The organism is Staphylococcus pasteuri (genome assembly GCF_003970495.1).
GTDB lineage: Bacteria > Bacillota > Bacilli > Staphylococcales > Staphylococcaceae > Staphylococcus > Staphylococcus pasteuri.
Genome location: NZ_RXWW01000019.1, coordinates 1 through 12,201 on the forward strand (window position 1 = coordinate 1; position 12,201 = coordinate 12,201).

Annotated in this window: 13 protein-coding genes; 2 read left to right on the forward strand and 11 right to left on the reverse strand. The window is 31.2% G+C overall.

Annotation, left to right across the window (positions count from 1 at the left end):
* Positions 1 to 145: 145 nt before the first annotated feature.
* Together ldmS and CD121_RS02440 are read right to left on the reverse strand one after the other, a co-directional pair.
* Complete coding sequence (gene ldmS, locus CD121_RS02435; RefSeq protein ID WP_017636794.1) at positions 146 to 1,339, reverse strand: L-aspartate--L-methionine ligase LdmS; 1,194 nt, start codon at positions 1,337 to 1,339, stop codon at positions 146 to 148.
* Positions 1,339 to 2,523, reverse strand: a complete 1,185-nt coding sequence (locus CD121_RS02440; RefSeq protein WP_126567382.1) for a M20 family metallopeptidase — start codon at positions 2,521 to 2,523, stop codon at positions 1,339 to 1,341. The genes ldmS and CD121_RS02440 overlap by 1 nt, the downstream gene beginning before the upstream one ends.
* Before the next feature lie 263 nt (positions 2,524 to 2,786).
* Here CD121_RS02440 and CD121_RS02445 point away from each other — a divergent pair, with 263 nt between their 5' ends.
* Positions 2,787 to 3,257: an S-ribosylhomocysteine lyase gene (locus CD121_RS02445; RefSeq protein WP_017636796.1), complete on the forward strand. Its 471-nt coding sequence runs from the start codon at positions 2,787 to 2,789 to the stop codon at positions 3,255 to 3,257.
* Between the two features lie 68 nt (positions 3,258 to 3,325).
* Here CD121_RS02445 and CD121_RS02450 read toward each other — a convergent pair whose 3' ends face one another.
* The 4 genes from CD121_RS02450 to deoC form a co-directional block, all read right to left on the reverse strand.
* On the reverse strand, positions 3,326 to 3,676 hold the full coding sequence (locus CD121_RS02450; protein WP_017636797.1) for a DoxX family protein: 351 nt from the start codon (positions 3,674 to 3,676) through the stop codon (positions 3,326 to 3,328).
* Positions 3,673 to 4,863 (reverse strand): phosphopentomutase, encoded by a 1,191-nt coding sequence (gene deoB, locus CD121_RS02455; RefSeq protein WP_126567383.1) that lies wholly within the window; start codon positions 4,861 to 4,863, stop codon positions 3,673 to 3,675. The genes CD121_RS02450 and deoB overlap by 4 nt, the downstream gene beginning before the upstream one ends.
* 12 nt (positions 4,864 to 4,875) lie before the next feature.
* The gene (locus CD121_RS02460) at positions 4,876 to 6,177 is read right to left on the reverse strand and encodes a pyrimidine-nucleoside phosphorylase (protein ID WP_070452973.1); all 1,302 of its coding nucleotides are present in this window, start codon (positions 6,175 to 6,177) and stop codon (positions 4,876 to 4,878) included.
* 63 nt (positions 6,178 to 6,240) lie between these two features.
* Positions 6,241 to 6,903: a deoxyribose-phosphate aldolase gene (deoC, locus tag CD121_RS02465; protein ID WP_126567384.1), complete on the reverse strand. Its 663-nt coding sequence runs from the start codon at positions 6,901 to 6,903 to the stop codon at positions 6,241 to 6,243.
* 168 nt (positions 6,904 to 7,071) lie between these two features.
* Between deoC and deoD the strand changes: the two genes are divergently transcribed.
* Complete coding sequence (gene deoD / locus CD121_RS02470) at positions 7,072 to 7,782, forward strand: purine-nucleoside phosphorylase (protein ID WP_017636801.1); 711 nt, start codon at positions 7,072 to 7,074, stop codon at positions 7,780 to 7,782.
* Positions 7,783 to 7,926: 144 nt separating this feature from the next.
* Here the strand turns inward: deoD and CD121_RS02475 are convergent, their stop codons facing one another.
* The 5 genes from CD121_RS02475 to CD121_RS02495 form a co-directional block, all read right to left on the reverse strand.
* Positions 7,927 to 8,373, reverse strand: coding sequence for a Dps family protein (locus CD121_RS02475; RefSeq protein ID WP_017636802.1), 447 nt, complete (start codon positions 8,371 to 8,373; stop codon positions 7,927 to 7,929).
* A gap of 216 nt (positions 8,374 to 8,589) precedes the next feature.
* The gene (locus CD121_RS02480) at positions 8,590 to 9,012 is read right to left on the reverse strand and encodes a thiol-disulfide oxidoreductase DCC family protein (RefSeq protein WP_046466894.1); all 423 of its coding nucleotides are present in this window, start codon (positions 9,010 to 9,012) and stop codon (positions 8,590 to 8,592) included.
* Positions 9,013 to 9,183: 171 nt separating this feature from the next.
* The gene (locus CD121_RS02485) at positions 9,184 to 10,560 is read right to left on the reverse strand and encodes an EVE domain-containing protein (protein ID WP_126567385.1); all 1,377 of its coding nucleotides are present in this window, start codon (positions 10,558 to 10,560) and stop codon (positions 9,184 to 9,186) included.
* Positions 10,561 to 10,732: 172 nt separating this feature from the next.
* Complete coding sequence (locus CD121_RS02490) at positions 10,733 to 10,963, reverse strand: hypothetical protein (protein ID WP_017637005.1); 231 nt, start codon at positions 10,961 to 10,963, stop codon at positions 10,733 to 10,735.
* A gap of 34 nt (positions 10,964 to 10,997) precedes the next feature.
* Entirely contained in the window at positions 10,998 to 11,936 is a 939-nt protein-coding gene (locus CD121_RS02495; protein ID WP_117239481.1) for a type I phosphomannose isomerase catalytic subunit, read from the reverse strand.
* Positions 11,937 to 12,201 lie beyond the last annotated feature (265 nt).

Genomic DNA, 12,201 nt, shown 5'->3' on the forward strand with positions numbered 1-12,201 from the left:
AGTCAACAGAGCGATGATGCTATACCGTACTTATTCATTGATTGGATTAATCATTTATACTAATTAATGATATTATTAGTGTTTCTTTTTTATAAAATACCCTTGAAAATTAAGCTATTGTACTTAAAATTCAAGGGTCGCTATTTTATTTAACTTTTAAATCATTTAAAAATGCTTCTTCCATTTGTTGAATATATGCTTTATCTTTACCATGCCATATACATCCAAATCTTGAATTGACTTTATTGACGCCGTACCAGTCACCGTCGTAATAAGATAATGGATATAATACTCCTTTTTTCACGTATTTAAGAATAGTGTTAAAGAAATGGTCATTATTACCATCAGAAAAGTAACTATAAAATTTATGGTATCCATTAGTTAATTCATCAGCTAGTAATAACATACTAGTAGAACCATTTTGTCTAAAGTTTAAATCTATTGCGTAAACATCATTATGTTCATCTAATAACAAGTCAAACCCTGCCACACCGAAGAAGCCTAAACTTACTCCTATTGACATAATCTCTCTACCAGCATCAATGACGTGTTGTGGTACATCTTCAACGTTTTCATTACCATTATAAAAGCCATATTCATTGGTTAATTGTCTAGCTGTTCCTAAATATTGAATCCCTATATCTTCTGAATAAGCAAATTGAACACAGTAATTTTGAACAGCTTCAATTTTTTGTTCAATGATTAATTGTTCTGTAGCTTCAGTTGCATCTTTAATACGTTTTTTAGCCTTAGCTAAATCTTGATTATTATAACAAATCATCACTCCGTATCCACCAGCAGTTGGTAAATCGTCTCCCGGTTTAATAACAAATGGATAATTCCAATGTTCTATAGCTTCATCGAATTGCTCTATAGGTATAATTTCTCTTTGAGGAAGATATTTACCATTCGTCCATTCTGGTATTCTTGCTTTATTATTCAAAGCTACAAATACATCTTTGTTTAAAGCGTAGTATGATTTTTCAAGTACATCTTCGTCATGTATATATTGAAAATATATCTTTTTTCTTTCTTCATGTGCTAATTTTTTAATTAATGATTCATATGTTTGTTGATCACTAAACTTATAAATACTTGGTGGAATACGTTTTCCTACCTCTTCAAATAATTTCTCTAGCTTATCAGTTACACTTGCTTCATGCACTATAACGGGAAACTGATTCGCAATAAGTAATTCTCGCCCTGTTAAAAAATTAGACTGATGTTCATCTGGTTTAAGCCATGGGTTAGAAATGTATGAAGGTCTAGAAGTATATACTACATTATCCTGGTATAAATCACTTAAAGTTAATTTTGGACTATATACATTTTCACTCATTATTTCACATGTCCCTTCATATGATGATGTTCTTCAACAATTTCATTGAATAACGACGTATCATTTATTAATTCTAAACCCATTAATGCCATAATTTTTGCCCCTTTAATTAATGCTTGATCCCCTTGTAAACTTGCTGCCGCTTCTCTAAAACGATGCGTATGACCTACAAGATTTCTAGAACCAATTTTAATATGGGGATGTATTGTTGGAACTACATGGCTGACATTACCAGTATCTGTAGAACCATAACCAAAATCATCATCAATGACCGCTTCTCCCATTTCAGTTGCGTATTTCTCAAATAAATCATCTAATTTAGGAGATTTAATAAGTTCATTCACTCCATTTTGAATAGGACCAAATTCATAGTCGCAACCCGTTTGAATAGCAGCTCCACGTGCAATTTGTTTAACCTTTTCAGTTAATACGTCTAGCTCTTTTCTTGAAGTGGCTCTTGTATAAAATCGTGCATGTGTAAAGTCAGGGATGATATTGGCAGCTTTACCGCCATCTAAAAGCACACCATGAACACGTTGACTTTTTTTAATATGTTGTCTAAGTTGCGCTACACCATTGAAATAAGAAATCATTGCATCTAATGCATTAAGTGCTTCATCTGCATTTTCAGATGCATGCGCGCTTTTTCCGTAAAATTTCACATCTAATACATCTACTGCAAGTGTATTAATCGTTCTATAAGTTTCGTTGCCAGGATGTACCATTAAAGCAATATCAATATCATCTATAATGCCTGCTTTAACGTAAGAGGCTTTGGCACTACCATTCTCCCCACCTTCTTCTGCTGGGCAACCTAAAACAACTACAGAACCACCTATATGATCAATAACTTGTTTTAAAGCAATACCACCTAATGTACTTGCAGTTCCTATAATATTGTGACCGCAAGCATGTCCTAAACCGGGTAACGCATCATATTCTGCTAAGAAACCAATCACTGGACCCTCTTTATCAGATTCATATGTTGCTATAAAACCTGTAGCATGTCCTGCAATATCAGTTTCGATTTCAAAACCATTTGCTTTTAATGTATCAATCAATGTTCTAGATGCAAAAATTTCTTCATTTCCTAGTTCTGGTCTTTCATGTATGCGATGACTCATTTCTACATATTCGTATTTATTATTTTCAATATAATCTAATATATTTTGCTTTTCGCTCATATTACCTAACTCCCATTCTACTAATCCACTATCTTTCTAAAGATACCCATAAACTTTATCGTTCAATTAATTATTACTCATTTTATCGGATTTACTTTTAAATGTCATTACATTTATTAATGTTTACACAATTTTCTTACAATTCAAACTTGTAATTTAACCATTAATCATTCTTACCTTAAAATTGTAAAAACAAAATAGTATTGTTACAATTTAGTTATTCATTAAATGAGTTTGTACGTATATTCAAGGAGGGTAATATAATGGCAAAAATGAACGTAGAAAGTTTCAATTTAGATCACACTAAAGTGGTAGCACCATTTATTAGATTAGCAGGTACTATGGAAGGCTTAAATGGCGATAAAATTAATAAATATGATATTCGCTTCAAACAACCAAATAAAGATCATATGGAAATGCCTGGATTACATTCTTTAGAACATTTAATGGCTGAAAATATTAGAAATCATACAGATAAAGTTGTTGATTTAAGTCCAATGGGTTGTCAAACTGGTTTCTATGTATCATTCATTAATCACGATGATTATGATGATGTATTAAACATAGTTGAAAAAACATTAAACGATGTTTTAAATGCAACTGAAGTTCCTGCATGTAATGAAGTTCAATGTGGTTGGGCAGCAAGCCATTCACTTGAAGGTGCAAAAGAAATTGCACAAGCATTCTTAGATAAACGTGACCAATGGCATGATGTATTTGGAGAAGGTAAATAATAAACTTAATCATAAAGAAAAGACGTTATCCTAAAATGGATAACGTCTTTTTTTACATATTGCTATTATTATAATTTTTTAACTAACCCCATAATAACGAATTGTAGAGGTAGTCTTAACCATAAAGCCCATGCTGGTACTTGTTTATCTCCTAGTGGTAATTTCTTTCTAGCCATATAAACATTAGCTGGTAAAACTGCTAATAGGAATAAATTAATACCTTTTTTCAACCAACTTGCTGGGCGTTTAATTAATAAAGCTACACCAAAGAATATTTCAAATACACCAGTGACAAGAACCGCTGTCTTTTGTAATGGTAAATAATCAGGAACAATCGTTCTAAAATTTCTTTCATGTGTAAAATGTAGTACACCTGCTGATCCAAATACTAAACCTAAAGTCCATCTTAATAATTTCATTCGTGTTCCACTCCCATTTCTTTTAAATAACTTTTTCCATATTCGGATAATTCTACGTTGAAATTATCTGCAATTGTAGCCCCAATTGAGCTAAATGTTGTATCACCTGGTAATTCATGATAGTCCTTAATTTTTGGACTAAACATTAATACTGGTATATATTCTCTCGTATGGTCTGTGCCGTCTGCTGTTGGGTCATTACCATGATCTGCTGTTATAATAACTAAATCATCTTCATTTAAATTTTCGATGAGTTCAGGTAATCTTTCGTCGAAGTCTTTAATCGCTTGAGCATAACCTGGTTTATCGCGTCGATGTCCATAAAGCGCATCAAAGTCAACTAAATTTAAAAAGCTTATACCATTGAAATCTTTTTTAACTACATTTATTAATTGATCCATACCGTCCATATTACTTTTAGTACGAATAGCTTCTGTAACGCCTTCACCATCATAAATATCATTAATTTTACCGATAGCGATAACATCGTAATTGTTTTCTTTCAATGAATTCATAACAGTTTTACCAAATGGTTTTAATGCATAGTCATGTCGATTAGAGGTACGTGTAAAGTTACCTGGTTCACCAACATATGGACGTGCTATAATTCTACCGATTAAATATTTAGGATCTTTTGTTAATTCTCTAACCTTTTCACAAATATCGTATAGTTCTTCAAGTGGGATAATATCTTCATGTGCAGCAATTTGAAGTACTGGGTCTGCACTAGTATAGACGATTAAATCGCCAGTTTTCATTTGGTGTTCTCCCCACTCATCAATGATTTGTGTACCTGAAGCGGGTCTATTGGCAACAACCTTACGACCAGTCATTCTTTCTATTTCTTCAACTAATTCATCTGGAAATCCATTAGGATATACTTTAAATGGTTGCATAATATTTAATCCCATAATTTCCCAATGACCAGTCATTGTATCTTTTCCAACTGATGCTTCACTTAACTTTGTGTAAAAAGCTTGTGGTTGGTCAACTTTAGAGACAACTGGTAAAGAATCAATATTGCCAAGACCTAATTTTTCTAAGTTAGGTAATGACTGATTAAATCCTTCAAGTGTATGTTTTAAAGTGTGTGAGCCTTCATCATTAAATGCTGCAGCGTCAGGTCCTTCTCCTATACCTACCGAGTCCATTACAATAAGATGAACCCTTTTAAATGGTGTAGTCATTATTTACATCTCCTACTCCGTAATTATTTTGTGAATTAATGTTGGTGTATGACTTTCACTATCAATTCTAATACTTTCATTCAATTTATCAAATATATCATCAATATTTTCTTTATTACTATGAATCGTCAATATAGATTCACCGGCTTTGACTTTGTCGCCAACTTTTTTATTTAATACTATGCCAACACTTAAATCAATCACATCTTCTTTAGTCTGTCTACCGGCACCTAACATCATTGATGCAACACCTATCTCATTTGCAATCATTTCTGTTATATAGCCATCTTGTTTTGCAGCGTAATCAATTTTAAATTTTGCATAAGCAAGATTTTCTGGATGATCGACAATAGAAGCATCGCCACCCTGATTACTAATAAATGATTTAAATTTTTCCAATGCTTTACCGGATTCAATAGATTGTGTTAGATATTCACGTGCTTCATCAAGTGTTGATGCTTGTTTAGCAAGTACTACCATTTGTGATCCTAAAGTAAGTACTAATTCCGTTAAGTCATCTGGACCTTGACCTTTTAATGTTTCAATAGCTTCTTTTAATTCTAAACCATTACCAATAGCATTACCCAGTGGCTGGCTCATGTCTGAAATAATTGCCATCGTATTTCTACCTACATTATTTCCAATTCGTACCATAGCATGGGCTAAAGCTTCTGCATCTTCAATCGTTTTCATAAATGCGCCGCTACCAGTTTTAACATCTAAAACAATTGCATCGGCACCAGCCGCAATTTTCTTACTCATTATAGAAGATGCTATTAAAGGAATAGAGTTGACTGTTCCTGTAACATCTCTTAATGCATATAATTTTTTATCTGCAGGAGTCAAATTACCAGATTGTCCCATAACGGCTACTTGGTTTTCATTAACAAGTTTAACAAATTCATCTTCTGATAATTCAACATGGAAACCTTTTGCTGATTCAAGTTTATCAATTGTACCACCAGTATGTCCTAATCCTCGTCCACTCATTTTCGCGACTGGTACACCTACTGAAGCCACTAAAGGAGCTAATACTAGTGTAGTAGTATCACCAACACCACCTGTTGAATGCTTATCTACTTTAATTCCATCAATATTTGATAAATCAATGACATCGCCTGAATTTACCATTGCCATAGTTAAATTTGCACGTTCTTCTTCAGTCATATCTTGGAAGAAAATAGCCATTGCCAAACTAGATGCTTGATAATCAGGAATATCGCCATTCGTATAACCTTTAATGAAAAAGTCTATTTCTTCTTTTGTTAATGCATACCCGTCACGTTTCTTTTCAATTATATCTATCATTCTCATAAACAAAGCCTCCTTTTAGATGGTTGTTTCTTGATTTAATATGATTTACTTTGCTGAAATGATTTAATAGTTTGAATCAGACTCTAAGCCTTGGATAATTTGTACACCAGCACTAGCTCCAATACGTGTAGCACCAGCATCTAGCATATTATTAAAATCTTCTAAATTTCGAACACCACCAGATGCTTTTACTTCTAATGCTTCTCCTACAGTATCTTTCATTAATTTAACATCAGAAGCTGTAGCGCCTCCACCAGCAAAACCAGTAGATGTTTTTACAAAGTCTGCACCAGCTTCTTTTGCAATTTTGCAAGCTGTTACTTTTTCTTCATCAGTTAATAATACAGTTTCAATTATGACTTTTACTGTTTTACCATTTGATGCTTTTACAACACTTTCAATATCATCCTTTACTTCATCTAATCGACCATCTTTTAATGCACCAATATTAATAACCATGTCTATTTCAGAAGCACCATTTTCAATGGCATTTTTAGTTTCAAACGCTTTTACTTCTTTAGTTGATGCACCAAGTGGAAAGCCAATTACCGTACAAACGAGTACGTCAGTTCCTTTTAATTGTTCAGCTGAATACTTAACATGTGTTGGATTTACACAAATCGATTTGAAGCCATATTCTTTTGCTTCATTAATAATTTTATCAATTTGTTCACGTGTTGATTCAGGCTTTAATTGTGTGTGATCTATAAATTTTACATAATTCATTAAAAGGTCCTCCTCACTTATTTACATTGAATACAAACTCTATATTTTTCTATGTTAAGCGAATGTATTCAATTAACATACCCTTCATATATATAGTACAAAAATTAGCAAAAAAATTAAACAAATGTTATCTTAAATATGATTAAGTAATTAAGGAGAAGATGACAAATGACAAATGGTACACCTCATATTCAACCAAATGGAGTAAAAATCGCTAAAACTGTATTAATGCCCGGAGATCCTCTTCGTGCAAAATATATTGCAGATAACTTTTTAGAAAATGTTGAACAATTTAATGAAGTACGTAATATGTTTGGATACACAGGAACTTATAAAGGAAAAGAAATTTCAGTAATGGGTTCTGGTATGGGTATTCCTAGCATTGGAATTTATTCTTATGAATTATTCAATTTCTTTGATGTTGAAACAATCATTCGTGTAGGTTCATGTGGTGCCTTGCAAGAAAACGTTAATTTATATGATGTCATCATTGCACAAGCCGCTTCAACTAACTCAAATTATGTAGATCAGTATCACATTCCAGGTCATTTTGCGCCGATTGCTGACTTTGATTTAGTTACTAAAGCCAAACAAGCAGCTGACAAAATTGGTGCTGTATCACATGTTGGTAACGTATTATCATCAGACACATTCTATAATGCAGATGATAAATTTAATGATGCATGGAAGAAAATGGGCATTTTAGGTATTGAAATGGAATCAGCAGGTTTATATTTAAATGCTATTCATGCTGGCAAAAAAGCATTAGGCGTATTTACTGTTAGTGACCACATTTTAAGAGATGAAGCTACAACAGCTGAAGAACGTCAAACTTCATTTACTCAAATGATGGAAATAGCACTTGAAATTGCCGAATAATTAAAACATAAAAAAAATAGAGATTAAGTGATGTCTTTCATAGATAACACTTAATCTCTTTTTATAACCTCAAGAATATTACTATTATTAGTTTAATATTAAAAAGCATGGTTCATCGTCAAACCATGCTTTTCTTAATCGTCATTATTTACCAAGGTAAGATTGTAACATCCAATTATGTTTATCTACTGATGTTTGCATACCGATAAACATATCTTCAGAAACATCGTCACCAGCTTCGCCAGCAACTTTGATAGCTTTTTCTAATTGATTAGAAATGTTTGTAAAGTCTTTAGATAATTCTTCTACCATTTGTTCAGCAGCATAACCTTTTCCTGCTTCATCAATAATTGACATATCTAAACTTTCTTTCATAGTACCAACAGGGTTACCGCCTACTGCTAAAATACGTTCTGCTAAATCGTCAACATATTGTGCTGCTTCATTATATAGTTCTTCAAATTTAACATGTAATGAGAAGAAGTTAGGTCCTTTTACATACCAATGGAAATTGTGAAGTTTAGTATACGCTACAGTCCAGTTTGCAACTTGTTGATTTAATTCTTTTACTACTTCTTGATTATTTGCCATATTAATATACGCTCCTTTGAGTTATCGTTTTATTGATTGTACATACATTATATTAGAATTATTATAATCTGTAAAGGAATATGACACTTTAATTTATAATAATTCTAATCTAGTTCATAAACCTTTCACATTTATATTACCCCAATAAAACATATTTAAAAACTGAAAATACATTTGTTTTTAATTTAACTAATATTTTCATTCTCAATTAGTCGTTTATAATTGAGAATGAACTAATTTAATCTTTTGATTATTATCTAAAAAGAATGATGCCTCATAATCATTTGGTTTATGCCAATGTGTCTTCCACATTTTATCTCTATTATTTGCAAATAATTGATAACCGAAATTCCTAATTGGTTTAGGAATAATACGCAATAGTACGCCTAACAATTTATACTGATTTGGTAAAGATGTAATTAATGATGCTATTGCTGTTGATTGATATTCCAAATGATCACCATCTAGAACTATCACACTATTTCTATTTTTTGCTTCTGGATGTTTATCAAATAATTTTTGACCATAGTCACCTTCTAAAGTAGCAAATTCGTATTTATGTGATAATCCATTTTGGATTAGCCATATTGCATAGTTATAACAATATACACAATTGCCATCATAATAAATAATTGCCATATTAAACACCACTCCTTACTTTCTCATTACTCATTTTTCCTATTTGAAAATTTATAAACCAAATTAAGCCTTTCATATACAAAAAATAAGTTGATTTTATGAAAATCTACTAATTACCGTTACATAACTTGAATGGCAATAGTTGAACGACTCCATAAAATCAACTTATTATTAATCTTGGTTAACCTTCACAATTCTAGTATATTTTAAGAATTGTTGTGTATACTTCTCTTGTATTTCTTCTAAAGTGTCGTATGTGACACCTATAATATGCCAATTCGGGTTAAAATGATAAAATGAGTCTTTGTCTTTAGACCATTTAATCATATTACCTTCTTTATTATATCTAGGCAATGTTACTTCATAACCTTCTAGTACGTTAATATATGTTTGGAATATATCTGGATCGATTCTATTAAAGTTATCAATAACAAGGTAACTTTTATCTTTTTTAGGCATATTTTGAGTTATAAAACCTTCACGATAGTATAGAGCGCCACTTTCATTAGGTAAATACTTACCGTATAGCATATCTTCACTAAAATCCGGATGGCCTGTTGTAATGATAGGATTAGCATTTGTTTTTTGTAATAAATCATTAGCGGCTTTTAAGCCTTCTTCTTTTTTATCAACTACTAATAAAATAAATGGTTTAAGTGTATTTTCTTGTTGGTTTTCTTCTAATAAATGAGATTTTTCTACAGTTTCAAATGGATTTTTAATACCATTATTATCGCTCATTTCTAAAATAGCGTCATATTGTACTTGTGACATACTTGCAATAGCTTGTTTTGCATTTTCTTGAAGAAAATATAAGTTTTTAAGTTTAGGGTGTTTATTTAAATAACTCAATGAAATTGCCGTAATATGTTTACCAAACATGATTTCAATTGCCGTACTATTAGTTCTACCAGGAATTGGTGGCTTTTCATGTATGTGTCTAGAAACCTCACCAATACCTATAACAGATTGGTTTTGGTATTTATTGTAAATAATTACATTATCTCCAACTTCTAATTGTGTGTAAAAATGATATCCATTTCTTTTAATGCCATTATATGTGTGAGTAAAAATAGTATAATTTTTACCAGGTTCAAAATCTTCAGTTTCAGACATAAAGAAATAACGCGGTATTTTTGTTTCGCCTTTTCCAAGTTGAATGATTAAATCAAATTCTTCTTTTCTAATTTGATTAAATAACGTTTCTTTCATATTACTCATACGAAAATCTAACGCTTCGCTTCGTTTTAAATAATCAGTTGTTAAAGGTTTTAGTACTTCATTAAAACGAAATTCAACTCTAATTTTATTTTGGGCGCCAGCTTGGACACTAATGATTTCACCAAAACCAAGTAGCCCTGTATCAGTTTGAACTTGATAAAAAATGACTTGGTCTCCAGCTTTAGCTTTTTTAAATGCTCTATATCCTTGAGTTGGATTAAATTGCGCACCTGATTCAAATAATGTCGTTTGACCTACTAAAGGTTCATTATGATTCCACCTATTATAACCACAATTTAACCAAAAGTAATTAATTTCTTCTGTCATCACGAATCTCCTCACCTTATTATATGTAAAATAAGTTTTTGTAATTACCTTATTATATCTAACAAAACGACGCTACTACAACTATTTTCACATATTTTATTAAAAAACAGACCAATGACACTTATCATTAGTCTGCGCATGTGTATACTATCAATAAAAATTATTATGCTATTTAATGTGTAGGTAGGAATGAGCCTAATAATGGTAACAAATTAATCATTATGCCGCCTATTGATAGCATAAAACTACTTTCTTTGTCTCGAATTGTAAGAATAGCACTAATAACTCCCACAATAGCAACTATTCTCGGTATTATAAATGATGGATAATGTGGCATATTAAAAAACACACCTGCACCTGAAATGACACCACATAATAAAGAAATATATAAAAATTGTTTCATAATTATGAACATCCTTTGTATTAAATATATAAGTTTATATATAACTAATAATTAAAGAAAAATCTCCTTCAAATATATTATCGAGATCTTCTGAAGTTAATACAAAATGACTTCCTTTTTGTATATTAAATACTTCACCATCTGTAATAAGTTTACCTTCACCTTCAATTACTGAAACTAAGCAAAATTCACGTGGTTTCATATAATTTAATGTGCCAGAAATTTCCCATTTTACTATAGTAAAGAAATCATTAGATACAATATGCGTACATTGGTGACTTTCTATAATTTCTTTTTCTGGAATAATATTAGGTAAATCACTATTAAATTCCATCACATCTAAAGCTTTTTGTATATTTAACTCTCTAGACTCGCCTGTATGTTTGGCTCTTTTATAATCATAAATACGATAGGATATATCGGATGACTGCATCACTTCATATGCAATAATTCCTGATCCTATACTATGAAGTGTTCCAGCTGGTACAAAATAAAATTCGCCAGGCTTAACTGTTACTTTCTTTAAATCATTTTCAAATGTTCCTTGTTCTAGTTGTTGTTGAAAAACTTCTTTAGATTCTGCAGTTGTGCCTAAAACAATTTCAGAGCCTTCTTCCGCATCAATAATGTACCAACACTCTGATTTACCATATTGGCCATTTTCATGTTCATAAGCATATGAATCATCTGGATGTACGTGAATAGATAAAGGCGATTCAGCATCTACTATCTTTGCGAGCAATGGAAAATCTTTACTTGGAAATTCACCGAATAATTCTCGATGCTCTGCCCATACTTTATCTAATGTTTGGCCTGCATAAAGACCATTGGTAATTTCATTGGTACCATTGGGATGTGCTGAAATACCCCAGCATTCTCCAATATGTTTGCTAGGAAGATTGTACCCAAATGATTCTAATTTATTACCACCCCATAATTTTTCATGAAAAATAGGTTTTAAAAACAGCGGCATTACTACACCTCCATTACTCTAGTTGTATATGTTAATCAATTGTTAGTGATATAAAAATCTCCTAACATAAGTTCTAATAATATGTATATGTTACTTTAGTTTGAAATGTTATATAATCATTTCAACTCACTACATGTGATTGTATCATAATTCATAATTCAATGGTTATGTTGATTTTGATAAATATTTACAAGACAATATTATCTTTATATTTTAATTAACGATTCTATTATAAAATGATTGGTTCTCGTTATTATAATAATAT

Coding starts and splice junctions, on each gene's coding strand:
- ldmS (WP_017636794.1), bottom strand. CDS start 1,339: ATGAGTGAAAATGTATATAGTCCAAAATTAACTTTAAGTGATTTATAC.
- CD121_RS02440 (WP_126567382.1), bottom strand. CDS start 2,523: ATGAGCGAAAAGCAAAATATATTAGATTATATTGAAAATAATAAATAC.
- CD121_RS02445 (WP_017636796.1), top strand. CDS start 2,787: ATGGCAAAAATGAACGTAGAAAGTTTCAATTTAGATCACACTAAAGTG.
- CD121_RS02450 (WP_017636797.1), bottom strand. CDS start 3,676: ATGAAATTATTAAGATGGACTTTAGGTTTAGTATTTGGATCAGCAGGT.
- deoB (WP_126567383.1), bottom strand. CDS start 4,863: ATGACTACACCATTTAAAAGGGTTCATCTTATTGTAATGGACTCGGTA.
- CD121_RS02460 (WP_070452973.1), bottom strand. CDS start 6,177: ATGAGAATGATAGATATAATTGAAAAGAAACGTGACGGGTATGCATTA.
- deoC (WP_126567384.1), bottom strand. CDS start 6,903: ATGAATTATGTAAAATTTATAGATCACACACAATTAAAGCCTGAATCA.
- deoD (WP_017636801.1), top strand. CDS start 7,072: ATGACAAATGGTACACCTCATATTCAACCAAATGGAGTAAAAATCGCT.
- CD121_RS02475 (WP_017636802.1), bottom strand. CDS start 8,373: ATGGCAAATAATCAAGAAGTAGTAAAAGAATTAAATCAACAAGTTGCA.
- CD121_RS02480 (WP_046466894.1), bottom strand. CDS start 9,012: ATGGCAATTATTTATTATGATGGCAATTGTGTATATTGTTATAACTAT.
- CD121_RS02485 (WP_126567385.1), bottom strand. CDS start 10,560: ATGACAGAAGAAATTAATTACTTTTGGTTAAATTGTGGTTATAATAGG.
- CD121_RS02490 (WP_017637005.1), bottom strand. CDS start 10,963: ATGAAACAATTTTTATATATTTCTTTATTATGTGGTGTCATTTCAGGT.
- CD121_RS02495 (WP_117239481.1), bottom strand. CDS start 11,936: ATGCCGCTGTTTTTAAAACCTATTTTTCATGAAAAATTATGGGGTGGT.